We start from the raw sequence: 21,729 nt of genomic DNA, 5'->3' as shown, positions 1-21,729 counted from the left end.
CCTTGCTCTAACCGCAGGGAAGGTAGTGTAGCCCAACGCTCTGCCTAACTTCAGATATCAAGCTGATAAAAAAGGCCGATGCGCGATGCACCGGCCTTTTTGATCTCGCATATCGTAGCGTTGACGGAGCGCGTTGAGCAAACCGATCAGGTGTTCATTGAATCGAAGAAGTCGGCGTTTGTCTTAGTCTGTTTGAGCTTGTCGATCAGGAACTCGATCGCATCGGTGGTTCCCATCGGAGCAAGGATGCGGCGCAGCACGAAGATTTTCTGCAGGTCCTGACGCGCGACCAGCAGGTCTTCCTTGCGGGTACCAGACTTAAGGATATCCATGGCCGGGAAGATGCGCTTGTCGGAGACCTTGCGGTCCAGCACAATTTCCGAATTGCCTGTGCCCTTGAACTCTTCGAAGATGACCTCGTCCATACGGCTGCCGGTGTCGATCAGCGCGGTTGCGATGATGGTCAGCGAACCGCCTTCCTCGATGTTACGCGCGGCGCCGAAGAAGCGCTTCGGACGCTGCAGGGCGTTGGCGTCGACACCCCCGGTCAGAACCTTGCCAGATGACGGCACGACGGTGTTGTAGGCACGGCCGAGGCGCGTGATGGAATCGAGCAGAATGACCACGTCGCGGCCATGCTCGACCAGACGCTTGGCCTTCTCGATGACCATTTCCGCGACCTGAACGTGGCGCACGGCCGGTTCGTCGAAGGTCGAGGAAACGACCTCGCCCTGGACCGAACGCTGCATGTCGGTCACTTCCTCGGGGCGCTCGTCGATCAGAAGCACGATCAGGTAGCACTCGGGATGATTCTTGGCGATCGAATGCGCAATATTCTGCATCAGCACCGTCTTGCCGGTCCGCGGCGGCGCGATGATCAGCGCGCGTTGGCCCTTGCCGATCGGCGCCACAAGATCGACGACACGCGGCGAGATGTCCTTGGTTGTCGGATTCTCGACCTCCATCTTCAGCCGCGAGGTCGGGTAGAGCGGCGTCAGATTGTCGAAGTGGATCTTGTGCCGGATTTTTTCCGGATCGTCGAAGTTGATCGTGTTGACCTTGAGAAGGGCGAAATAGCGTTCGCCTTCCTTGGGGCTGCGGATCGGGCCTTCGACCGTATCGCCTGTCTTCAGCGAGAAGCGGCGGATCTGCGAGGGCGATATGTAGATATCGTCCGGACCCGGAAGATAGTTGGCGTTGGCCGACCGCAAAAAGCCGAAACCGTCCTGCAGCACCTCGACGACACCGTCGCCGATGATCTCGACATCGTTGCCTGCGAGCTTCTTCAGGATCGCGAACATCAGTTCCTGCTTGCGCATGACGCTGGCGTTTTCGACCTCGAGCGATTCGGCAAAAGCGATCAGCTCCGGCGGCTTTTTATTCTTGAACTCGGAAAGTTTCATTTCCTGCATGGACAGACTCTGGATAGGCGGAATGGGAAAAGTTCGATCGGCGGAATGCGATGAACGCCGGACGCGGCCTTTGAAAAGCAGCGCGCATGGCAAGGAGGAAGACCTGCCTTTTATCGTCGGCCGGCCGAAAGAGCAAGCCGAGGGCATTGCTCTCCAGCAGATATATCAACGGACATACCCAAAAAACAGGTCGGGCCCGTTTTTTATCGGCTCTTGCGTTTCAGAACGGCTTTACCACGACGAGAACGACGATCACGATCATCAAAAGTGTCGGTGCCTCGTTGACGATTCGCCAATGCTTGGCGGGCTTGGTGTTCTGGTCCGTGGCGAACCTGCGAACTGATGCCGACAGATAGCCATGGACGCCCGACAGCAGCACGACCAGCAGTATCTTGGCATGCAACCATCCTCCCATGAAGCCGAAACCACGCCAAGCCAGATAGAGCCCGAACACCCAGGTGATGATCATCGCCGGGTTGATGATCAGCCGAAGCAGACGCTGCTCCATCACCTTGAATGTCTCGGACTGCTGCGACCCGGGCTGGGTATCGGCGTGATAGACGAACAGGCGTGGCAGATACAGCATTCCGGCCATCCATGAGATGACGGCGATGACATGAATGGCCTTTGCCCAGAGATAGAAACCGTCAGGGTCCAGCCAGAACAGCAGCCCGGTCAGCGCAACGAAGATGACGATGGCCCCAACCGCGCGTTTCGCCGCCGTTCCGCCAGATGCCTTGTTCTCGGAAAGCGCCATTATAGTTTTCCTTGCCTGACCCGGCGCACCATCGCTTCGACATGCCCGACCGGGGTTTCGGGTGTGATGCCATGGCCGAGATTGAAGATCAGCGGCCCATCGCTCAAATGGTCGAGAATGGCATCCACGCCCTCGTCCAGCGCCCTGCCGCCCGCAACCAGGCGAAGCGGGTCAAGGTTGCCCTGAACGGGTCCCAGCGCCTGCAGGGAGCGTGCCTGCGTCAACGGTACGGTCCAGTCCAGTCCGAGCGCGGTAACGCCAGTCTGCTCGCGATAGTTCTTGTAGTTTGCACCGGCGCCTTTGGGAAAACCGATGATCGGAATATCGGGATAGACGGCGCGCACCTTGCTCACGATGCTGGCAACCGGTCCAACGCAGAAACGATCGAAACAGGCCTCATCCAGAACGCCGGACCACGAATCGAAGATTTGCAGCACATCTGCGCCTGCTTCCGCCTGACGCAGGAGATAGGCCGCCGACCAGTCGGCCAGCGTCGTCAGAAGCGTATCCATCGCCTCGGGGTGTCGGTAGCCGAACAAACGCGCCGGCGCCTGGTCGGGCGTGCCATGGCCGGCGATCATATACGTCGCAACCGTCCAGGGAGCCCCGCAGAAGCCGATCAGGGTGGTTTCCTGAGGCAACTCCCGACGCAGACGCCTGACGGTCTCGTAGACCGGCTCCAGGTGCTCATGGAAGCGCTTCCCGTCGAGACGCTCGATCTCCTCCGCCGAAATCGGCTCAAGCAGAGGTCCGCGACCTTCCTCGAAGCGAAGCGAACGCCCAAGCGCATGAGGAATGACGAGAATGTCGGAGAACAGGATGGACGCGTCGAAGCCGAAGCGACGGATCGGTTGAAGCGTCACTTCCACCGCTAGGTCGGGATTGTAACAAAGATCGAGGAAACTCCCCGCGCGCTTCCGCGTCTCGCGATATTCGGGAAGGTAGCGTCCAGCCTGTCGCATCATCCAAAGAGGTGGGACTGCCGTCTTCTTCCCGGCAAGAACATCCAGCACCACGCGGTTTGCCGTCATAGGGCTCGCTCCCCAAATCTATCTTTAAATAAAATTTCTATGAAAGAGAGTCTTCTGATTCTTAGACTCTGTTGGAATCGAGGATTGCTACCTGTTCACATCAGCGGTTTGAGTTCCACTTGCCATAATGACGCGCAGGCCTTGCGGCTAAATAGGACAAGTCTGGGGATAGTCCAGATTCAGCGTTTTAAGACAAAGGCTTGTCAATGAGGGTGTGACATCGAAAACAGGACCTCCATGTGGGATCAGTGTGAATTCCACAGAACGCTCCACAGCCGCCGATCGAATTGGACAGCAGCACGAATTGTGGACAAAACCGGTTCTGATACAGTCGCTTTTCCACACCGGCCGATTTGTCCGGCTTCATCCACAGTTGGCCACAGGCCCCACGGTATTCTGTGAACAAACCGCAAAGCTTCTTTCATCTTCACCTGATTTCTGACGCGACTGGAGAGACTCTCCTGGCGGCCGGCCGCGCGGCTTCGGCGCAATACAAGGACGCCCGCGCCATCGAACACATCTATCCTCTTGTGCGCACGGAAAAGCAGCTGATGAAGGTGTTCGACGAGATCGAGGAGGAGCCGGGCATCATCCTATATACGGTCGTAGATCAGCAGCTTGCCGGGATGATCGACCAGCGCTGCACTACCATGGGTCTGCCGGCGGTCAATGTGCTTGAGCCGGTGCTGACCGTGTTTCAGTCCTATCTCGGTACGCCGGCCGGCCGCCGCGTCGGCGCGCAGCATGTGCTTGACGCGGAATATTTCCGCCGCATCGATGCGCTCAACTTCACTATGGAGCATGACGACGGCCAGCTGCCGCTGGATATAGAAGAGGCCGATATCGTCCTGATCGGCATCTCGCGCACGTCGAAAACGCCGACCAGCATCTATCTCGCCAACCGTGGCATAAAGACCGCCAATATTCCCATCGTGCTCGGTGTGCCGATCCCACCTGTACTGGTGACGGCGCAACGCCCGCTCGTTGTCGGTCTAGTCGCCACCGCCGAACGCATCTCCCATGTCAGGCAAAACCGCGTTCTGGGAGCAGCGCATGATGCGCAAGACTATGTCGACCGCGCGAACATTTCCGAGGAATTGGCCTATGCCCGGCAGATCTGCACGCGCCACAACTGGCCGATGATCGATGTCAGCCGCCGGTCCATCGAGGAAACCGCCGCTGCCATCGTTGCCCTGCGCAACAAGAATCGCTAGAGCCAGAAAACCGTCAATTCTGTAAAGTGCTGTCGCGAACAAGGCACTACAGCCTTGCAGGAGGAAACATGCCCGAGACACTCATCCTGGCGTCGGCCAGCCCGTTCCGCCTAACCCTGATGCAGAATGCCGGCCTCGACGTGAAGCCCGTTCCTGCCGATCTCGACGAGCGCTCGCTCGAAGCTCCGCTGAAGTCGAGCGGGGCATCGGCGGAGGACGTCGCGCTCGTTCTGGCCGAGGCCAAGGCCATTGCGGTCAGCGAAGCCCATCCGGGCGATGTTGTCGTGGGCTGCGACCAGACCCTGTCCCTGGGCGATACGATCTTTCACAAGCCCGCCGACATGGAAGGGGCGAGGCGTCATCTTCTTTCGCTGTCGGGCCGGACCCATCATCTCAACAGCGCGGTTGTCGTCGCCCAGGGCGGACAGGTTCTGTGGCGCCATGTCTCGGTGGCGTCGTTGACGATGCGGGTGCTCGATCCCGGCTTTATCGGACGTCATTTGGCACGGGTCGGCGACAAGGCCTTGTCCAGCGTCGGCGCCTACCAAATCGAAGGCGAGGGCATCCAGCTTTTCGAGAAGATCGAGGGCGATTATTTCACCATCGTCGGCCTGCCGCTTCTGCCGTTGCTCGGCCAGCTTCGCGAGATGGGCGCCATTGATGGCTGAAGCACCAAAGGCCTTCGTTTGCGGCCACCCCATCGCGCATTCGCGGTCGCCGCTCATCCATGGCTATTGGCTGAGACACCATGGCCTCAATGGAACTTACCAAGCCCTCGATGTCGCGCCCAACGACTTTGCTGCCTTCCTGTCGTCTTTGCGGGCCAACGGTTATGTCGGCGGCAACGTCACGATCCCAAACAAGGAGCAGGCGTTCGCGCTGGTCGCACAGCGCGATGAGGCAGCCGAGCAGATCGGCGCTGTCAATACACTGTGGTTCGAGGGTGGCGAGCTATGGGGCGGCAACACCGATGCCTATGGCTTCGCAGCCAATCTCGACGCCAAGGCACCGGCTTGGGATAATGGTAAGACAGCGCTTATCCTGGGGGCTGGGGGGGCGTCGCGCGCGATCATCCACGCGCTCAAATCGCGCGGTTTCATTGATATCCGTGTTGCCAACCGCACGATTTCCCGCGCGCAAGAACTGGCCGACCATTTCGGAAAGACAGTCTCTGCCCATGCGCTTGAAGCGACATCGGCCCTGCTGGGCGATGCCGATCTCGTGGTCAACACATCAGCGCTGGGCATGCATGGCGAGGGCGATGTGGCGGTGGACGTCTCCGGATTGCCGCCGCACGCCGTCGTCACCGATATCGTCTATGTGCCGCTCGAAACACCGTTGCTTGCTGCCGCCCGCCATGCGGGTTTGAAGACTGTCGATGGTCTCGGCATGCTGCTGCATCAGGCCGTGCCCGGCTTCGAGCGCTGGTTCGGCATTCGCCCAGAGGTGACCGAAGCGCTCCATGACCTCATCGCTCAGGATCTGGATAAGCATCGATGATCGTTCTCGGCCTCACCGGCTCCATCGGCATGGGCAAATCCACCACCGCTGCGATGTTCCGCGAGGCTGGCGTGCCGGTGCACGATTCCGACGAAACGGTGCATCGGCTGTATGCCGGCAAGGCGGCACCCTCGGTGGAAGAGGCCTTTCCCGGGACGGTGGTCGACGGGGTGGTTGATCGCAATCGCCTGTCGAAGCAGGTGCTCGGCAATCCCGAGGCGATGAAGCGGCTCGAAGCCATCGTCCATCCGCTGGTACGCGACGAAATGGCTGATTTTCTCGCCCGAAGCAAGCAGGACGGTCAAAAACTCGTCGTCCTCGATATCCCGCTTCTGTTCGAGACCGGAGGCCGCGACAGGGTCGACAAGGTAGTGGTGGTCAGCGCGCCGGCTGAGATACAGCGTCAGCGCGTGTTGGAGCGGCCCGGCATGACCGAGGAAAAATTCGCGGCGATCCTGGCCAAGCAAGTGCCGGACGCGGAAAAGCGCCTCAGGGCCGACTACATCGTCGACACCGGACAGGGCCTGGAAGTCGCAAGACAGGCGGTCACCGGCATCATTGCCGATGTGCTGGGGGATAAGGGCGGCATTGCCGCATCCTGAACTTGAAGCCTGATCCGGCCGGCCGCATGGTTGGCCATGGAGCGAATCGATGCGTGAAATCATTTTCGATACCGAAACCACCGGCCTAGATGCGCGCGAGGATCGAGTCATCGAGATCGGCGGTGTGGAGATGATCAACCGGTTCCCCACCGGGCGCACCTTCCACAAATATATCAATCCGCAGGGCCGGCAGATCCACCCTGATGCCCAGGCGGTCCATGGCATCTCTGCCCAGCAGCTTGCCGACAAGCCGAATTTCACGGAAATCGCGGACGAGTTCGTGTCGTTCTTCGATGGTGCGCGGCTGGTCGCGCACAACGCCAATTTCGACATCGGCTTCATCAATGCCGAGCTTGCCAGGGTCGGCCGTCCCGCAGTCGACCCCGGCCTTGTCGTCGACACGCTGGTGCTGGCGCGGCGCAAGCATCCGATGGGGCCGAACTCGCTCGATGCGCTGTGCCGCCGTTATGGCATCGACAACAGCCGCCGCACCAAGCACGGCGCGCTGCTCGATTCCGAGCTTCTCGCCGAAGTCTATATCGAACTGATTGGCGGCAAGCAGGCAGCGCTCGTGCTGGACTCGGCCATCGAAATCCGCTCCAGCGACAATTCATCGTCGGTGGATATTCAGATCACGGTTGCGCAGCGCCCGCGTACCTTGCCGCTGCGGCTCAGCGAGGCCGAGCAGGCAGCGCATGAAAAACTTGTGGCCAGCCTTGGCGAAAAGTCGCTCTGGGCGAAACTGTCCCAGCCCGGCGGGTAGAGCTGTGGCGCCATCCCGCCAATAAAAAAGCCCGGCGAACCGGGCTTTTTGGTATCCTTGTGCGTCAGGCTTAGCTGACCTTCACCTTGGCGGCGGCCTGTTCCTCGGCGATCTTCTGCTGGAACATCTGCGCGAAGTCGATCGGGTCAAGCATCAGCGGCGGGAAGCCGCCATTGCGGGTCGCGTCGGCGATGATCTGGCGCGCGAACGGGAACAGCAGGCGCGGGCACTCGATGAACAGCACCGGCAGCATGTGCTCCTGCGGGAAGCCTTCGATGTTGAAGACGCCGCCATAGACCAGCTCGACATTGAACAGAACGTCCTTGTCCACCGCTGCCTTGGCGTTGAGCGTCAGGTTGACGTCGAACTGCTTGTCGGTCAGCGGGTTGGCTGTGACGTTGACATTGATGTTGATGCCGGGCGCCTTGTCACGGCCGCGCAGCGAATTTGGTGCGCCGGGGCTTTCGAAGGAAAGGTCCTTCACATATTGAGCCAGAACGTTCAGCGATGCCTGTGCGGCGTTGCCGTTGGTGGCCGCGCCGGTCGGCGCACTGTCCTGATTGGCCATAAGCCTAAATCCTCTTGGCTCGACCGCGGCGCGGCCGGGATTGAAATCGTGCGTTGGCTAGCATGGCGGCCCGGCCAAGACAAGGTTGTGGCTGGATTTGAAGCTGCCGATTACTCGTCCGGCAGCGAGCGCCAGGGCGAATCCGGGTTTGGCTTGCGGCTGTAGTCGGTCTCGTCGAGATCGATGGTCTTGCCATCGCGGGCGTTCTGGCGGCGGAAGCCGTAGACGCGCGTGTCCATCTTCACATTGCGCCGCAACAGCTTCCAGCCGAGATCGCGCACCGGCGGCAGGAAAAGCGCTAGGCCGATGATGTCGGTGATGAAGCCGGGAATGACCAGCAGTAGGCCCGCAAGCAGGATCATCACGCCATGGATCACCTCGCGGCTCGGGTCCTGCTCGGCTGCAAGCGCTGCCCGAATGCGCGTCATGACGCCGAAACCCTGCACGCGCAGGAGCAGGACGCCGACAACGCTGCTGAGGATCACCAGCCCCAAAGTCGGCAGCACGCCGATCTGGCTGCCGACGACGACGAAGCCCGCGATCTCGAAAAGCGGCATGAGAAGGATCAGCAAGGCGATCATGAACGGGCCGGGTCTCCGCGAGAGTTCATCTTTTCGTGCGCATGAGCCGACTGGCGCATACAATTGCAAACAAATACATAGGTATCGGCTCTGCCGATTTGAATGATCGGCTTGTCCGGACTATATGCTATCATCATTTGGTGTTTATGTGGCTGCCCTGCAACAGGCGATTGCGCAAGCGGCGGGAAAGGGTTGATCGGCGGCGAATATGGAATTCTTCGATTTCGGCACAATCTTCTTCATCATCGTGGCTGCGGTGATTTTCTATCAGCTCCGCAGCGTGCTTGGGCGGCGCACGGGCAATGAGAAGCCGCCTTTCGACCCCTACACCCGCGCCAAGACCGGCGACGAGGCCTCGACCCGCAACGACAATGTCGTTTCGCTGCCACGCAAGCGGGAGGCGGAGGCGCCCGAGGAGGTTTATGCCGGCATCGACGCGGTCGCGGCGCCCGATAGTGCCCTGAACAAGGGTATGCGCGCGATCAAGGATGCCGATGCGTCCTTCGATCCGAAGACCTTCGCCGAAGGCGCGAAGATGGCTTACGAGATGATTGTCATGGCCTATGCCGATGGCGACCGGAAGACGCTGAAGAACCTTCTGTCGCGCGAAGTCTATGACGGTTTCGTCGCCGCCATCGCCGACCGCGAATCACGCTCGGAGAAGATCCAGTCCTCATTCGTCGGCATCAACAAGGCCGAGATCGTCGGGGCCGAGATGAAGGGGTCGGAAGCGCATGTCACGCTGCGCATCGTCAGCGAACTGATTTCCGCCACCCGCAACCAGAGCGGCGAAGTGATCGACGGCGACCCGGAAACGGTGGCCGAGGTCAAGGATGTTTGGACCTTTGCGCGCGACACGCGGTCTAAGGATCCGAACTGGAAGCTGATCGCGACCGAGGAAGAAGACTGACGCAGGGGCATTTGCCGTGGCGCTGTCGCCCCGCCTCAAACACAAAAGCTTCGGCGACCTGCCGGGCTGGTACGAAGATGAAAAGGCCTCGGCATTCGAGGCCTTTCGCCGTTCCGCCCTCCAGGCTCTGAAAAAGCCCTACCGGTCCGGCGCACTCGGCATCGCGTTTCAGGCCTTCGAGCCCGCTTATGCCGAGGCGAGAAGCATCGATGCCCTGGATGGGCCGGCTGCGCGGGCGTTCTTCGAACGCCATTTCACGCCAATGCTGGTGGAGCCTGAACCAGGAGTGGCAGGGCTGGTCACCGGCTTCTACGAGCCCGAGGTCGAGGCCTCGGCCGAAAAAACCGGCGATTTCACAGTGCCGCTCCTGTCCCGCCCGCCCGACCTCATCGACATCGACGATGCCAATCGCCCCGCAGGCATGGACCCTTATCTGGCGTTCGCCCGTAAGACACCTGAAGGCTTGATCGAGTATTTCGACCGTGGCGCCATCGAGCGAGGGGCGCTGGCTGATCAAGGGCTGGAAATTGCCTGGCTGCGGCACAAGGTCGATGCGTTCTTTATCCATGTCCAGGGCGCGGCGCGGCTGCACATGACGGATGGCGGCATGCGGCGGGTGACCTATGTCGCCAAGTCCGGGCAGCGGTTTTCCGGGCCGGGGCGCATCCTCGCCGATCTCGGCGAAATCCCGCTCGAACAGGTGACCATGCAGTCGATCCGCGCCTGGTTCCGCGACAATCCGCATCGGATCGACGAGATTCTATGGCAGAACCGCTCCTACATTTTCTTTCGCGATGCACCGGTCGACGATGACGGGTTGGGACCGATCGCGGCCGCCAAGGTGCCGCTGACGCCAGGCCGTTCGGTCGCGGTGGACAGGCTGCTGCACACGTTCGGCACCCCCTTCCACATTTCAGCACCCAGGCTGGCCGCCTTCGACGCAAAACCCTTCCAGCGGCTGATGATAGCGCAGGACACCGGTTCGGCCATTGTCGGCGCCGCTCGCGGCGATCTGTTTGCCGGGTCGGGCGAGGCGGCGGGCGAAATCGCCGGTGTTGTACGCCACCAGGCTGAGTTCTTCGCTCTTGTGCCGAACCGGCTTTTGCGCGACAGCAGGCCATGAAGCGGCCGAAACAGGATCACCTCACGAGCGAAGACAGGGTGCTGTGGAGCCTCGTCGCCAAATCGACGAAGCCGTTGCGCCCAAAGGATGTGTTCGCCCCTGAGCCCGATGACGGACCGGCCGAAAAGCCCGCTTCCAAACAATCGAAGGCCCCCGCGGCGCCGACGCCTGGCCCCGAACCGAAACCCACCAGGAAACTCTATGTCGGCCATAGGCTGGACGAGCCGACGCTCGACAAGCTGTCCAAGGGTCGGTTGCCCATCGAGGGCAGGGTAGATCTGCATGGCATGACCCAGGATGAGGCCTATTCGCTGCTGCTGTCCTTTCTCAGTCGCGCCCATGCCTCCGGTATTCGCTACGTGCTGGTCATTACCGGCAAGGGATCGTCCTCGAAAGGCGAGGGCGTGCTGCGGCGTTCGGTGCCGATCTGGCTGACCACGCCGCCGTTTCGCTTGCTCGTCAGCAGCCACGACAACGCCGCGCGCCACCATGGCGGCGGCGGCGCCATCTATGTCCGCCTGCGCAAGGTGTTGCCCAAGTGACGCCGTTCGGCGAGCGCCTTCGTGCCCTCCGGCGCCAGAAAGGCGTGAGCCAAAAGGATATGGCGACGGATATCGGCGTCAGCGCCGCCTATCTCTCCGCGCTTGAACATGGCCATCGCGGCTTGCCGTCCTGGGCAACGATCCAGAAGATCCTGGGCTATTTCAACCTGATCTGGGACGATGCCGAAGATCTCGTCGCGCTGGCGCAAGCATCCGAACCGCGCGTGGTGGTCGACACATCGGGCCTGTCGCCGGCTGCGACCGAACTGGCGAACCTGCTTGCGGCGCGGATCGGTGACTTGGATGAGGAAACCTTGAAGGAACTCATCCAGACGCTGGTGCGTGACAGGAAACGACAGTAGCGCGGGAGCCCCGCCTTCGCCCCTGCTACCGCGATACCCGCCCATTATGCTAGGTCTGCTCGCGGCATAGTGCAGGGGAGACGAGGCGATGAGCCGAAAGAGCATGCTTTGGGCCGGCCGCGTTTTGTCGGCAATCTTCGTTCTGTTCATGCTGGGTGCATCGATTACGCCGAAGTTCCTCGGCATGGCGGCTGCCACCGACACGATGCGGCAGCTCGGATGGCCGGATGGCTATGTGTTGATGATCGGCATCATCGAATTGATTTGCGTGCTGCTGTATGTCTTCCCCAAGACCAGCGTGCTTGGCGCGGTGCTGATGATGGGCGTTCTCGGTGGAGCGATGGCCACGCAAATACGGATAGGCAACCCGCTGTTCAGCCATGTCCTGTTCAGCATCTATCTCGGGCTGTTCATGTGGGGCGGGTTGTGGCTACGTGACCCTGCGCTGCGCGCAATCTTCCCATGGCGGCAAGCCGGCTGATGCGGGTCAGAACATCGCCTTAAGCTCATCGAGCTTTTCATTGACCAGCCAGCCGTAATAATTTTCCTCGGGCAGCTTTTCAGGCTCGCCCGCTGCGCGGCGGCGCTCGTTCTCGGCCTTCAGCGCATAGGCCCGCGCCTCGGGATTGCCGATATTGTAGAGGGTCGCGGTAACTCCGGGGTTCTGCGAGATGTCGAAGCCGGCGATGGAGCGATAGGCGTCGATCGACGTCTTCAACGTTGCCGCGACATAGGGCAGGGTGAGGTCGGGATCCATGATCGTCTTGTAGACGTCGTTGGAATCGCCTGCATCGAGCTTCGGCAGGCCGGAAACGCGGTGGACCATGTCAGTCATCTGCAGCGCCGTCAGCGGGTTGAGCTGGCCGATGCCGAAGGTCTGGCCGGCGTAGAAGGGTTGGAAGAAGGTTGCGCTGAAGCGGTCGTTCGGGAAGCTTTTTCCGTCGACTGTCTTGCCGCGAAACTGGCGGTTCCAGACGCTCTCTCGGCAAGACCACAGGTCGTAGCTGTCGCGCATTCCCTCGCAACTCGAAAACTGCGGCCTCTCAACGAACTCGGTGATGTCCTCGCCCTTATAGCTGAAGGACAGGCTGCTGCTGAGATAGGAGACGGCCTTGACGTAATAGGTCTGCAGCCGGTCATAGGCGTCGACATTGTAGGTGTGCTCGCCGACGATGGCTCCGACGATATGCATCGGGTCGATGCCATAGGCCGAGGCTGCCTTGCGTATCTTGGCCCGAAGATCGGAGTCGTTGCTGAGCAGCGCGAACACCTTGCGATACTTGGCGTCGAAGGTGGTGTTGCCTGCCGTGGTTCGGCGGCTGGAAGCGCCGGGCACGGAAGGCTGTTCGGCGTTGCGGTTGCCCGGTGGCACCGCGGTGGCTGCATTGGTCTGGGGCGCGCTCGAAAGAAGCGCAAACAGCATCGCCGCCAGGAGAGATCTTTTTTTCATGAAAGCCGCCGCACCCCGCGTCCTGCACCAGGCCGGGCAGGTTATGGACTGCACCGACGCGTGTCGAGGCAATCCCCGCCCAATTTGTTAAGAATAGGGCCGATGGGACGTTTCGGCCACATGGACGGTTGTCGCGTTGATCAAGGAAAGGGTATCCCCCTCACCCGCTCGCTTTGCTCGCGTCCTCTCCCCGAGGGGAGAGGGACCGCAACGGCGATGACAGCTTTCTCTTCTCCCCCCGGGGAGAAGGCGGCCCGAAGGGCCGGATGAGGGGGCCATTGCCCCCAATCCCGTCCACACCGCTACAGGATGAAGCGCGACAGGTCGGTATTCCTGGACAGTTCGCCGACATGTTTCTGCACATAGGCGGCGTCGATGGTCACGGTCGTGCCGTTCCGGTCGGGCGCGTCATAGGAGATTTCGTCCAGAACCCGCTCCATGACGGTCTGCAAGCGGCGGGCGCCGATATTCTCGACGCTGGCGTTCAGATCGACGGCGATGCCGGCAAGCTGGTCGATGGCGTCTTCGGTGATATCGAGCGTCACGCCCTCGGTCGCCATCAGCGCGATATACTGCTTGATCAGGCTGGCTTCCGTCTCCGTCAGGATGCGGACGAAGTCTTCTTTCTCCAGCGCGCGCAGCTCGACACGGATCGGCAGTCGGCCCTGAAGCTCTGGCAGCAGGTCCGACGGCTTGGAGACGTGGAACGCGCCCGAGGCGATGAACAGAATATGATCGGTTTTCACCGGCCCGTATTTGGTTGCCACCGTTGTGCCCTCGACAAGTGGCAGCAGGTCGCGCTGCACGCCTTCGCGCGAAGGTCCGCCGGAAATGTCGCTGCGCGCGGCGATCTTGTCGATCTCGTCGAGGAAGACGATTCCGTCATTCTCCGCAGATTCCAGCGCGCGGCGGATCACCTCGTCCTGGTCGAGCAGCTTGTCGGATTCGTCGCCGATGAGGAGCGCGTAGGATTCTTTGACCGTTGTCTTGCGCGTCTTGGTGCGTTTGCCGCCCATCGCCTTCGACAGCATGTCGTTGATGTTGAGCACGCCGACATTGGCTCCCGGCATGCCGGGAATGTCGAAGCTCGGCATGCCGCCGGTGCCGGTGTCGGCAACCTCGATCTCGATCTCCTTGTCGTCCATCTCGCCGTCGCGCAGTTTCTTGCGGAAGCTGTCGCGTGTCGCCGGGCTCGCCGTCTTGCCGACAAGGGCCTCAAGCACGCGTTCCTCGGCATTGATATGAGCGCGGGCCTTGACGTCCTCACGCATCTTGTCGCGAACCAGGCCGATGCCGATCTCGACCAGATCGCGGATGATCTGCTCGACATCGCGGCCGACATAGCCGACCTCGGTGAACTTCGTCGCTTCGACCTTGACGAAAGGCGCGCCCGCAAGCTTGGCGAGACGGCGCGAAATCTCAGTCTTGCCGACCCCGGTGGGTCCGATCATCAGGATGTTCTTGGGCATGACCTCTTCGCGCATCTGCCCTTCCAACTGCTGGCGCCGCCAGCGGTTGCGCAAGGCAATCGCCACGGCGCGCTTGGCGTCTTTCTGGCCGATGATGAAACGGTCGAGTTCGGAAACGATCTCTCTTGGGGAAAAATTCGACATGGTGGGAATTGCTAAGCCTTGATGGGGGGAAGTCTGTTCAGCACCGATGTGGGGAGTGTCGGCCCGATGATCAAGCGGCGGATACGCTGCCAGCCGGCGCCGAAGAAAATGATCAGGGTGCCGACCGCCAGGAGGATGAGCGCGAAGGGCGGGACTCCGGTCGTATTGGCTGCGGAATGCACGAGGTAGTAGATGCCGAGCGAACCGAAATAGGCCAGCGTCGGCGCCAGCAGCGAACGCCGGTCGATGGCCAGCGCGATATAGACGAAAGCGGCGATCAGAGCGACGAGCAGGACGGTGGCCATCGTGTCCGGCTCGATCCGGCCAAGGGCGACATCGCGTCCGGTGGCCAGGATGAACAGCGGATGCACCAGCATCGGCGCTGAGACGACATGCAGCCAGAACGCGCAGTCCGACCCGATGGTGCGCCGGTCGCGGTCGTGCAGATCGAGCGCTACCGCCACGCCGAACACCGCCAGTCCGCAGATCAGCGGCATGTAGAGCGACGCGCGCAGCAATTGCGGCAGGTCCTGCAATGAGGGCGGCGCCACCGATCCGGTCGTCACACCGTCATAGAGAAACAGCGCCGTCTGCAGGAACACCAGGCATGTCACCGCGATGGCGACCACGCCGGCCAGGATCGGCACGCGAAAGCGGAGGAAATAAACGACGGCGGCAACGATGGTTCCACCGAAAAACAGGTATGATGCCGGGGCGATATCGCCGCGCAAAGCTACAAGCTGCCATATCGTTTCCGGCACGGCGAGCATGTAGCGTTCATAGGTGATCTGCGACAATCCCGTCATGACGGCGCCGATGAAGATGAGGCTGAGCACGGTCGATGACAGTTTCATCCGGTGCTGGCGCGTGACGATTTCGGCGACAGCCCAGGTGCAGGCCGCCATCAGGCCGGCAATGGCGAGAACCTGGCCGGCAAGCAGGGTGCTGAGCACGAAATAGAAACCGGCCGACAGCAGGATCGTGCCCACGGTGACGAACAAATCGTTGCCGCCGCCGATCAGCCGCAGGTTCTCCTCGCCGCCATCGTCCTCGACCAGGGCGGTCGTTCCGGCCTGCTCGATAGCGAGCAGCCTTTCGCGCTGGGCGGATGTGATGGTGCTCTCCGCGACGGCTTTTTCCAGTGTTTCAGCGCTGATCAATATGATGTCCGCCCAGAATGTTTCAGGGATTGCGTTATGACGACCTGTCGAAAGCTCAACCGCCCTGCCAGGCCTTCACCGATTCCAGCGGATAGACCAGCATCAGCACGTTGAGCGTGAGGTTGTCGCGGATCAGATACCCGACCACCAGTTCGAACAGAATGGCGAGCGCGATCGTCAGCCAGATCGGCAGGCGGGCGGCGAGGGCGAAGCCCAACACCATCCACAGCGTGTCCGCGACCGAATTGACGATGCTGTCGCCAAAATAATCCAGCGAGATCGTCGCCTCGCGATAGCGGTTGATGATGATCGGGCTGTTCTCCAGGATTTCCCACGCCGCTTCGAGCAGGATGGCGAAGGACAGGCGGGTCCACACGGTCGAGCGGCGGAAGATGAGCCAGAACAGCCAGTAGAACAGGAAGCCATGGATGATGTGCGAGAACGTGTACCAGTCGGAGAGGTGCTGGGAGTTCTCCGAACTGACCACCACGCCGTGCCACAATTTCACATATCCGCATTTGCAGATCCAGATGCGGCCGAGAAGATGCAGGATGATGGCTTGTGCTGCGACCAGGAGGGCGGCGACGCCGATGCCGGCCCTCCAGTCCAACCCCCATGCCGTGCCGTGCCGTGTCTGTGCCGCCTGAGCCACCGTGCCCCCTGTGTCCATCCGAATCAGTTCCAGCGCACAAAAGCACATTTGCAGCGCATTTGGAGCAGCGATGAATGAGCGGCTGTCGGCTACTCTTCGTCCGGCGCGTCGCGCGCCATGATCAGCGCCGGCCCATAAATGCTCGTGCGCTCTCCGATGGGCTGAAAACCGGCTTTGGCATAAGCGCGGATCGCGCGCGCATTCCCCGGATCGGGATCGATGATCAGGCGCGGCGCGCCTTCCTCGAACAGCTCTTCTGCGAACTGGTCGAGGATCGCCGAGCCATGTCCCTGGCCCAGATATTCCGCCGGGCCGATCGTGATATCCAGCCCCAGCGTGCCATAGGGCTGGTCGGCATAGGGATGGTCGTCTTCCATATGCGGATCGTAGCTCTGCAGATAGGCGATCGGCTTGCCGCCGAGCTCCACGATCAGCGGCTCGACGGAAATGCTGTCGATATGCTCGCGGATCTGGGCGAGTTCTTCCTCGGCCGGGCCCCACCATTCGGCGACATGGGGCTCGGCCAGCCATTTGGCCAGGAGGGGCAGATCCTTGGCCATCACCGGCCGGAAGTCATAGACCGGATCATTCTGCATCGAGCGTTTCGACCACGAAATTGTTGTTGGTGTAGACGCAGATGTCGGAAGCGATCTGCATTGCCTTGCGGGCGATGTCTTCCGCGTCCTTATCGGTGTCGAGCAGAGCGCGGGCGGCGGCAAGCGCATAGTTGCCGCCCGAACCGATGGCCATGACGCCATGTTCGGGTTCGAGCACGTCGCCATTGCCGGTCAAGGCCAGCGTCACGGACTTGTCGGCCACGAGCATCATCGCTTCGAGCCGGCGCAGATAGCGATCTGTGCGCCAGTCCTTGGCAAGCTCGACGCAGGCGCGGGTCAGCTGGTCGGGATATTGTTCGAGCTTGGCTTCGAGCCGTTCCAGCAGGGTGAAGGCGTCGGCGGTGGCGCCGGCAAAGCCGGTGATGACGTTGCCGCCCTTGCCGATGCGGCGCACCTTGCGTGCATTGCCTTTCATGATGGTCTGGCCAAGGCTGACCTGGCCGTCGCCGGCGATCACCACCTTGTTGCCCTTGCGCACGGTGACGATGGTCGTGGCGTGCATGGAAAGTTCATTCGACATGTAAGATGCTCCGATGCGCGCGGCCCCAATCGGCGGCGTGCGCGTTACGAGGGTTGGTCGCCGCATATGTATGCATGGCTGCGGCGATTGCAATTCCGCTTCGCGCGCGCCGCTTTGCCAACTTTCATTCACCCGTTCATGCTGGTAGAAGGCTTTCGTTTTCCACGAAGGATGAGCCCGAAATGTCCGCTCGCAAAGCCGAAGTCAGCCGCACAACCAAGGAGACCGAGATTTCCGTTTCGGTTGACGTGGATGGCACCGGCCGCGCCGAAATGGCCACGGGAGTAGGCTTCTTCGACCACATGCTCGACCAGCTGTCGCGGCATTCGCTGATCGACATGAGGGTGAGCGCCAAGGGCGACCTGCATATCGACGACCACCATACGGTCGAGGATACCGGCATCGCCATCGGCCAGGCGCTCTCCAAGGCACTTGGCGAGCGGCGGGGCATCATGCGCTATGCCTCGCTCGATCTCGCGATGGATGAGACGCTGACCCGCGCCGCCATCGACGTCTCAGGGCGGCCGTTCCTGGTCTGGGACGTGACATTCTCAGCCCCTAAGATCGGCACTTTCGACACCGAGCTGGTGCGTGAATTCTTCCAGGCCTTGGCGCAGCACGCCGGCATCACGCTGCATGTCACCAACCTCTATGGCGCCAACAACCACCATATCGCCGAGACCTGCTTCAAGGCGGTGGCGCGGGTGCTGCGCGCAGCACTCGAAAGCGATCCGCGCCAACCCGACGCGGTGCCTTCGACCAAGGGCAGCCTGAAAGGATAGACCATGTCCGTCTATGTGGTGATGGAGCCGCCGGGACAGGCGGGCGGCAAGGCTTTTCAGGATGCCGTCCTGATCCGCGACGGTTTTGCGTTTCTGGCTTTCATCGTGCCGGTGTTCTGGCTTTTGTGGCATCGGCTCTGGCTGGAAGCAGCTGTCGCGCTGCTCGTCATGGTGCTGATCTCGCTGGCAGGCTTCTACGGCCTGCACCCCGCAGCCGTTTCGCTTCTGTCGCTTCTGGTTTCCATCTATGTCGGCCTGGAAGGCCAGGCCATGCGCATCGCCGCCTTGCGCCGCAAGGACTGGGCTGAATGGGGCACACTGGTCGCCGGAAGTCGCGACGAGGTCGAACTGCGTTATGCCGCGGAAGCCGCGACGCATCTGGCAGACGAGCCGATCCAGCCCTTGGCCATGACGATCACGCCGGGCCCGAGCCCTCGGCCTGCTCCGTCAGGGTCAGGCGCGGCACTCCTGCTGAACTATCCCGGAAGGCCCTGACATGCGCGTTGCCATCATCGACTACGGTTCGGGCAATCTCCGCTCGGCCACGAAGGCCTTCCAGCGCGCTGCCCGCGAGGCGGGAATCCCGGCCGAAATCGACCTGACCGCAGATGCCGAGCGGGTCGCAACGGCTGACCGCATCGTGCTGCCAGGCGTCGGCGCCTATGCCGATTGCCGCGCCGGTCTGAACGCGGTCCCCGGCATGGTCGACGCCATTCGCGATGCGGTCGAGAAGAAGGCCCGCCCCTTCCTTGGCATCTGCGTCGGCATGCAGCTGATGTCCGAACGCGGGCTGGAGAAAACCATCACTGATGGCTTCGGCTGGATTGCGGGCGACGTCAAGGAAATCGAGCCCACCGACCCTGCGCTGAAGATCCCGCAGATAGGCTGGAACACGATTCACGTGAAACATTCGCACCCGCTGTTCACCGGAATCCCGACAGGAGACGATGGTCTGCACGCCTATTTCGTCCATTCCTACCATTTGGATGCCGGCAAGGATGCGGAGGTTCTGGCGCTTGCCGACTATGGCGGACCGGTTACCGCAGCCGTTGGCCGCGACAACATGGCCGGCACCCAGTTCCATCCTGAAAAGAGCCAGGCGCTCGGCCTCGCCCTCATCGCCAATTTCCTGAGGTGGAAGCCTTGATCCTTTTTCCCGCCATCGACCTCAAGGACGGCCAGTGCGTTCGCCTCAAGCTGGGCGACATGCAGCAGGCCACCGTCTACAATGCCGACCCGGCCGCCCAGGCCAAGGCCTTCGAGGACCAGGGGTTCGAGTGGCTGCATGTCGTCGACCTCAACGGTGCCTTTGCCGGCGAGAGCGTCAATGGTGCAGCTGTCGAGGCGATCCTGAAGGCAACGAAAAATCCGGTGCAGCTCGGCGGCGGCATCCGCACGCTCGACCATATCGAAGCCTGGCTGTCCAAAGGGCTGGCGCGCGTCATCCTGGGCACGGTGGCGGTGCGTGATCCAGAACTCGTCAAGCAAGCCTGCAAGCAATTCCCTGGCAAGATTGCCGTCGGCATCGATGCCAAGGGCGGCAAGGTCGCGGTCGAGGGTTGGGCGGAGGCCTCCAGCCTCGGCGTGATCGAGTTGGCCCAAAAATTCGAGGGCGCGGGTGTCTCGGCGATTATCTACACCGATATTGACCGCGACGGCATCCTGGCCGGGATCAACTGGGCTTCGACCATCGACTTGGCCGAAGCCGTCTCCATCCCGGTCATCGCGTCGGGCGGTCTCGCTTCCATCGCCGATATCGTCCGCCTGACCATGCCGGATGCCCAAAAACTCGAAGGCGCGATTTCCGGTCGCGCGCTCTATGATGGGCGCATTGATCCCAGAGAAGCGCTTGCGGTCCTGCGCGGTGAGGCGGCGGGAGCGACGGGCCTATGAAGATCGCACTTATCCTCGCCCCTTATGACAGCGGCCATTTCCATGGCGGTTTCGGGCAAGGGCCGGAAGCGCTTATCTCGGGCGGGCTGAGCGAGGCGCTGACTTATGCCGGTCATGATGTGTCGGTCGAAGATATCGGCAAGGTCGGCGACGAGCAGCAGCGCGAAATCGCCACCGGTTTCGCGGTCTGCAGCGCCGTGGCCAATGCCGTGCGGCAAGCGCGCGAGCAGGACCGATTTCCTATCGTTTTGGCCGGCAATTGCCTGACCACGGCAGGCTCCATTGGCGGTGAGGATTCCGACGCTATCGTCTGGGCCGATCAGCACGGCGATCTCAACACGCCTGAAACCTCGGTATCGGGCTTTCTCGACGGCATGGCACTGGCTACGGTGCTTGGGCTGTGCTGGCACGGCATGACCAAGGGTATTCCCGGCTTCCGCGCCATCGAACCGTCGCGCTGCCTGCTCATCGACGCGCGCGACCTCGATCCAGGCGAGCGCGAGCTTCTGAAGACACTGCCGATCATCCGCAGCGAATGCGCCGATGCGGTTGCCGCTTCGGCCAAGCTCAAGGCGGCCGGCGCGCAGCGCGTCCACATGCATCTCGATCTGGATGTCCACAATCCCAGGAAATTGCAGGCCAATCGCTATGTCAGCGAGGGCGGGCCCGCTCCGGAACAGCTCAGGCAGATGGCCTGCAGCCTGGCCGGTGCGCTGCCGATTTCCGGCCTCACGCTCTCGGCCTATGATCCCCTGTTCGATGCTGAGGACGAAGTGCCGCCCATCGTCGGGCGTTTATTGACCGAACTTCTGGAAACGCTGGAAGGTCGTAAGGCCGAAGTCCGACAGGACCCGAAAGTGGAGGCGAACCGATGACCCTCAAGGCCCGCGTCATTCCCTGCCTCGACGTCAAGGACGGCCGTGTGGTCAAGGGCGTCAACTTCGTCGACCTTATCGATGCCGGCGATCCGGTCGAGGCGGCTAAGGCCTATGATGCGGCTGGCGCGGACGAATTGTGCTTCCTCGATATCACGGCGTCGTCGGACAACCGCGAGACGATATTCGACGTGATCGCCCGCACCGCCGAACAGTGCTTCATGCCGCTGACGGTTGGCGGCGGCGTGCGGCAGGTAGCCGATATCCGCAAGCTGCTCCTGGCCGGTGCCGACAAGGTGTCGATCAACACCGCTGCGGTGAAAAACCCGGATTTCGTCGCCGAAGCCGCCGACAAGTTCGGCAACCAGTGCATCGTCGTCGCCATCGACGCCAAGAAGGTGTCCGGCGCGGGTGAGGGCGACCGCTGGGAAATCTTCACCCATGGCGGCCGCGAGCGCACCGGTATCGATGCCATCGAATTCGCGCGCAAGGTGGTGGATCTCGGCGCCGGCGAAATCCTTCTCACCTCGATGGATCGTGACGGCACCAAGATCGGCTACGACATTGCCCTGACGCGCGCCGTTGCGGATGCGGTTCGCGCGCCGGTCATCGCCTCGGGCGGCGTCGGCACTCTCGATCACATGGTCGCGGGCATCCGCGAAGGCCATGCGACCGCCGTTCTGGCCGCATCGATCTTCCACTTCGGCACCTACACCATTGCCCAGGCCAAGGCGCACATGGCACAAGCAGGTCTGCCGATGCGGCTAGACCCGATCGGCTGACCGTCAATTCCGAGGACTGA

At 61.7% G+C, this 21,729-nt stretch carries 27 protein-coding genes; 16 read left to right on the top strand and 11 right to left on the bottom strand.

The features are described 5' to 3' along the window. Positions 1–146 precede the first annotated feature (146 nt). From rho to hemE, 3 genes are all read right to left on the bottom strand, one after another. Positions 147–1,412, bottom strand: a complete 1,266-nt coding sequence (gene rho / locus ICI42_RS03760) for a transcription termination factor Rho (RefSeq protein ID WP_188163172.1) — start codon at positions 1,410–1,412, stop codon at positions 147–149. Positions 1,413–1,632: 220 nt separating this feature from the next. Continuing rightward, positions 1,633–2,169 (bottom strand): protoporphyrinogen oxidase HemJ, encoded by a 537-nt coding sequence (gene hemJ / locus ICI42_RS03755; protein WP_188163171.1) that lies wholly within the window; start codon positions 2,167–2,169, stop codon positions 1,633–1,635. Beyond that, positions 2,169–3,200, bottom strand: coding sequence for a uroporphyrinogen decarboxylase (hemE, locus tag ICI42_RS03750; RefSeq protein ID WP_188163170.1), 1,032 nt, complete (start codon positions 3,198–3,200; stop codon positions 2,169–2,171). The genes hemJ and hemE overlap by 1 nt, the downstream gene beginning before the upstream one ends. 398 nt (positions 3,201–3,598) lie before the next feature. On the opposite strand from hemE, the gene ICI42_RS03745 reads away from it, so the two are divergent. The 5 genes from ICI42_RS03745 (at position 3,599) to dnaQ (ending at position 7,279) form a co-directional block, all read left to right on the top strand. Beyond that, positions 3,599–4,414 (top strand): pyruvate, water dikinase regulatory protein, encoded by an 816-nt coding sequence (locus tag ICI42_RS03745; protein ID WP_188163169.1) that lies wholly within the window; start codon positions 3,599–3,601, stop codon positions 4,412–4,414. 68 nt (positions 4,415–4,482) lie between these two features. Beyond that, positions 4,483–5,082, top strand: coding sequence for a Maf-like protein (locus ICI42_RS03740; protein WP_188163168.1), 600 nt, complete (start codon positions 4,483–4,485; stop codon positions 5,080–5,082). After that, positions 5,075–5,914 (top strand): shikimate dehydrogenase, encoded by an 840-nt coding sequence (locus ICI42_RS03735; protein WP_188163167.1) that lies wholly within the window; start codon positions 5,075–5,077, stop codon positions 5,912–5,914. Before ICI42_RS03740 ends, ICI42_RS03735 begins: the two co-directional genes overlap by 8 nt. Beyond that, positions 5,911–6,516: a dephospho-CoA kinase gene (gene coaE, locus ICI42_RS03730; protein ID WP_188163166.1), complete on the top strand. Its 606-nt coding sequence runs from the start codon at positions 5,911–5,913 to the stop codon at positions 6,514–6,516. Before ICI42_RS03735 ends, coaE begins: the two co-directional genes overlap by 4 nt. 49 nt (positions 6,517–6,565) lie before the next feature. Continuing rightward, the gene (dnaQ, locus tag ICI42_RS03725) at positions 6,566–7,279 is read left to right on the top strand and encodes a DNA polymerase III subunit epsilon (protein WP_188163165.1); all 714 of its coding nucleotides are present in this window, start codon (positions 6,566–6,568) and stop codon (positions 7,277–7,279) included. Between the two features lie 70 nt (positions 7,280–7,349). Here the strand turns inward: dnaQ and secB are convergent, their stop codons facing one another. Both secB and ICI42_RS03715 read right to left on the bottom strand, forming a co-directional pair. Further along, positions 7,350–7,847 (bottom strand): protein-export chaperone SecB, encoded by a 498-nt coding sequence (secB, locus tag ICI42_RS03720; protein ID WP_188163164.1) that lies wholly within the window; start codon positions 7,845–7,847, stop codon positions 7,350–7,352. A gap of 110 nt (positions 7,848–7,957) precedes the next feature. Then, the gene (locus tag ICI42_RS03715; RefSeq protein ID WP_188163163.1) at positions 7,958–8,428 is read right to left on the bottom strand and encodes an FxsA family protein; all 471 of its coding nucleotides are present in this window, start codon (positions 8,426–8,428) and stop codon (positions 7,958–7,960) included. A gap of 208 nt (positions 8,429–8,636) precedes the next feature. On the opposite strand from ICI42_RS03715, the gene ICI42_RS03710 reads away from it, so the two are divergent. From ICI42_RS03710 to ICI42_RS03690, 5 genes are all read left to right on the top strand, one after another. After that, complete coding sequence (locus ICI42_RS03710) at positions 8,637–9,338, top strand: Tim44/TimA family putative adaptor protein (protein ID WP_188163162.1); 702 nt, start codon at positions 8,637–8,639, stop codon at positions 9,336–9,338. Positions 9,339–9,354: 16 nt separating this feature from the next. Further along, the gene (mltA, locus tag ICI42_RS03705) at positions 9,355–10,461 is read left to right on the top strand and encodes a murein transglycosylase A (protein ID WP_188163161.1); all 1,107 of its coding nucleotides are present in this window, start codon (positions 9,355–9,357) and stop codon (positions 10,459–10,461) included. Next, the gene (locus tag ICI42_RS03700) at positions 10,458–11,003 is read left to right on the top strand and encodes a Smr/MutS family protein (RefSeq protein ID WP_188163160.1); all 546 of its coding nucleotides are present in this window, start codon (positions 10,458–10,460) and stop codon (positions 11,001–11,003) included. The genes mltA and ICI42_RS03700 overlap by 4 nt, the downstream gene beginning before the upstream one ends. After that, positions 11,000–11,365 (top strand): helix-turn-helix domain-containing protein, encoded by a 366-nt coding sequence (locus tag ICI42_RS23540; RefSeq protein WP_188163159.1) that lies wholly within the window; start codon positions 11,000–11,002, stop codon positions 11,363–11,365. The genes ICI42_RS03700 and ICI42_RS23540 overlap by 4 nt, the downstream gene beginning before the upstream one ends. Positions 11,366–11,453: 88 nt before the next feature. Continuing rightward, a complete protein-coding gene (locus ICI42_RS03690; protein ID WP_188163158.1) occupies positions 11,454–11,846 on the top strand; it encodes a DoxX family protein in 393 nt (130 codons plus the stop codon). Between the two features lie 6 nt (positions 11,847–11,852). Here the strand turns inward: ICI42_RS03690 and ICI42_RS03685 are convergent, their stop codons facing one another. The 6 genes from ICI42_RS03685 to hslV form a co-directional block, all read right to left on the bottom strand. Next, a complete protein-coding gene (locus tag ICI42_RS03685) occupies positions 11,853–12,788 on the bottom strand; it encodes a DUF1402 family protein (RefSeq protein ID WP_230980192.1) in 936 nt (311 codons plus the stop codon). Positions 12,789–13,117: 329 nt separating this feature from the next. Beyond that, positions 13,118–14,428 carry an ATP-dependent protease ATPase subunit HslU gene (hslU, locus tag ICI42_RS03680; RefSeq protein ID WP_188163156.1) on the bottom strand — a complete coding sequence of 437 codons (1,311 nt, stop codon included), beginning with the start codon at positions 14,426–14,428 and terminating at the stop codon, positions 13,118–13,120. 11 nt (positions 14,429–14,439) lie between these two features. Beyond that, complete coding sequence (locus ICI42_RS03675) at positions 14,440–15,588, bottom strand: hypothetical protein (protein ID WP_188163155.1); 1,149 nt, start codon at positions 15,586–15,588, stop codon at positions 14,440–14,442. A gap of 55 nt (positions 15,589–15,643) precedes the next feature. Further along, positions 15,644–16,258 carry a DUF2585 domain-containing protein gene (locus ICI42_RS03670; protein ID WP_188163154.1) on the bottom strand — a complete coding sequence of 205 codons (615 nt, stop codon included), beginning with the start codon at positions 16,256–16,258 and terminating at the stop codon, positions 15,644–15,646. 71 nt (positions 16,259–16,329) lie between these two features. Continuing rightward, entirely contained in the window at positions 16,330–16,836 is a 507-nt protein-coding gene (locus ICI42_RS03665) for a GNAT family N-acetyltransferase (protein ID WP_188163153.1), read from the bottom strand. Further along, positions 16,826–17,377 (bottom strand): ATP-dependent protease subunit HslV, encoded by a 552-nt coding sequence (gene hslV, locus ICI42_RS03660; RefSeq protein WP_188163152.1) that lies wholly within the window; start codon positions 17,375–17,377, stop codon positions 16,826–16,828. Before hslV ends, ICI42_RS03665 begins: the two co-directional genes overlap by 11 nt. Before the next feature lie 182 nt (positions 17,378–17,559). On the opposite strand from hslV, the gene hisB reads away from it, so the two are divergent. Genes hisB through hisF form a run of 6 tightly spaced genes read left to right on the top strand, consistent with a single transcriptional unit; the run spans position 17,560 to position 21,709 of the window. Next, complete coding sequence (hisB, locus tag ICI42_RS03655) at positions 17,560–18,159, top strand: imidazoleglycerol-phosphate dehydratase HisB (RefSeq protein WP_188163151.1); 600 nt, start codon at positions 17,560–17,562, stop codon at positions 18,157–18,159. Positions 18,160–18,162: 3 nt separating this feature from the next. Beyond that, positions 18,163–18,654 (top strand): DUF2628 domain-containing protein, encoded by a 492-nt coding sequence (locus ICI42_RS03650; RefSeq protein WP_188163150.1) that lies wholly within the window; start codon positions 18,163–18,165, stop codon positions 18,652–18,654. A gap of 1 nt (position 18,655) precedes the next feature. Then, a complete protein-coding gene (gene hisH, locus ICI42_RS03645) occupies positions 18,656–19,306 on the top strand; it encodes an imidazole glycerol phosphate synthase subunit HisH (RefSeq protein WP_188163149.1) in 651 nt (216 codons plus the stop codon). After that, positions 19,303–20,052, top strand: a complete 750-nt coding sequence (hisA, locus tag ICI42_RS03640) for a 1-(5-phosphoribosyl)-5-[(5-phosphoribosylamino)methylideneamino]imidazole-4-carboxamide isomerase (RefSeq protein WP_188163148.1) — start codon at positions 19,303–19,305, stop codon at positions 20,050–20,052. The genes hisH and hisA overlap by 4 nt, the downstream gene beginning before the upstream one ends. After that, a complete protein-coding gene (locus ICI42_RS03635) occupies positions 20,049–20,927 on the top strand; it encodes an arginase family protein (protein ID WP_188163147.1) in 879 nt (292 codons plus the stop codon). Before hisA ends, ICI42_RS03635 begins: the two co-directional genes overlap by 4 nt. Then, entirely contained in the window at positions 20,924–21,709 is a 786-nt protein-coding gene (hisF, locus tag ICI42_RS03630; protein WP_188163146.1) for an imidazole glycerol phosphate synthase subunit HisF, read from the top strand. Before ICI42_RS03635 ends, hisF begins: the two co-directional genes overlap by 4 nt. Positions 21,710–21,729: the final 20 nt, after the last annotated feature.

Source organism: Oryzicola mucosus, assembly GCF_014534685.1.
Lineage (GTDB): Bacteria > Pseudomonadota > Alphaproteobacteria > Rhizobiales > Rhizobiaceae > Oryzicola > Oryzicola mucosus.
This window is presented reverse-complemented; position numbering and strand designations above follow the sequence as displayed.

What these genes read in the sequence shown, in the direction of transcription:
- rho (WP_188163172.1), bottom strand. Translation starts at nt 1,412, where the DNA reads ATGCAGGAAATGAAACTTTCCGAGTTCAAGAATAAAAAGCCGCCGGAG.
- ICI42_RS03710 (WP_188163162.1), top strand. Translation starts at nt 8,637, where the DNA reads ATGGAATTCTTCGATTTCGGCACAATCTTCTTCATCATCGTGGCTGCG.
- hemE (WP_188163170.1), bottom strand. Translation starts at nt 3,200, where the DNA reads ATGACGGCAAACCGCGTGGTGCTGGATGTTCTTGCCGGGAAGAAGACG.
- secB (WP_188163164.1), bottom strand. Translation starts at nt 7,847, where the DNA reads ATGGCCAATCAGGACAGTGCGCCGACCGGCGCGGCCACCAACGGCAAC.
- hisF (WP_188163146.1), top strand. Translation starts at nt 20,924, where the DNA reads ATGACCCTCAAGGCCCGCGTCATTCCCTGCCTCGACGTCAAGGACGGC.
- hemJ (WP_188163171.1), bottom strand. Translation starts at nt 2,169, where the DNA reads ATGGCGCTTTCCGAGAACAAGGCATCTGGCGGAACGGCGGCGAAACGC.
- hisB (WP_188163151.1), top strand. Translation starts at nt 17,560, where the DNA reads ATGTCCGCTCGCAAAGCCGAAGTCAGCCGCACAACCAAGGAGACCGAG.
- coaE (WP_188163166.1), top strand. Translation starts at nt 5,911, where the DNA reads ATGATCGTTCTCGGCCTCACCGGCTCCATCGGCATGGGCAAATCCACC.
- ICI42_RS03740 (WP_188163168.1), top strand. Translation starts at nt 4,483, where the DNA reads ATGCCCGAGACACTCATCCTGGCGTCGGCCAGCCCGTTCCGCCTAACC.
- ICI42_RS03715 (WP_188163163.1), bottom strand. Translation starts at nt 8,428, where the DNA reads ATGATCGCCTTGCTGATCCTTCTCATGCCGCTTTTCGAGATCGCGGGC.
- ICI42_RS03670 (WP_188163154.1), bottom strand. Translation starts at nt 16,258, where the DNA reads ATGGACACAGGGGGCACGGTGGCTCAGGCGGCACAGACACGGCACGGC.
- ICI42_RS03685 (WP_230980192.1), bottom strand. Translation starts at nt 12,788, where the DNA reads ATGCTGTTTGCGCTTCTTTCGAGCGCGCCCCAGACCAATGCAGCCACC.
- ICI42_RS03735 (WP_188163167.1), top strand. Translation starts at nt 5,075, where the DNA reads ATGGCTGAAGCACCAAAGGCCTTCGTTTGCGGCCACCCCATCGCGCAT.
- ICI42_RS03650 (WP_188163150.1), top strand. Translation starts at nt 18,163, where the DNA reads ATGTCCGTCTATGTGGTGATGGAGCCGCCGGGACAGGCGGGCGGCAAG.
- hslU (WP_188163156.1), bottom strand. Translation starts at nt 14,428, where the DNA reads ATGTCGAATTTTTCCCCAAGAGAGATCGTTTCCGAACTCGACCGTTTC.
- ICI42_RS03665 (WP_188163153.1), bottom strand. Translation starts at nt 16,836, where the DNA reads ATGCAGAATGATCCGGTCTATGACTTCCGGCCGGTGATGGCCAAGGAT.
- ICI42_RS03700 (WP_188163160.1), top strand. Translation starts at nt 10,458, where the DNA reads ATGAAGCGGCCGAAACAGGATCACCTCACGAGCGAAGACAGGGTGCTG.
- dnaQ (WP_188163165.1), top strand. Translation starts at nt 6,566, where the DNA reads ATGCGTGAAATCATTTTCGATACCGAAACCACCGGCCTAGATGCGCGC.
- hslV (WP_188163152.1), bottom strand. Translation starts at nt 17,377, where the DNA reads ATGTCGAATGAACTTTCCATGCACGCCACGACCATCGTCACCGTGCGC.
- ICI42_RS03635 (WP_188163147.1), top strand. Translation starts at nt 20,049, where the DNA reads ATGAAGATCGCACTTATCCTCGCCCCTTATGACAGCGGCCATTTCCAT.
- ICI42_RS03690 (WP_188163158.1), top strand. Translation starts at nt 11,454, where the DNA reads ATGAGCCGAAAGAGCATGCTTTGGGCCGGCCGCGTTTTGTCGGCAATC.
- hisH (WP_188163149.1), top strand. Translation starts at nt 18,656, where the DNA reads ATGCGCGTTGCCATCATCGACTACGGTTCGGGCAATCTCCGCTCGGCC.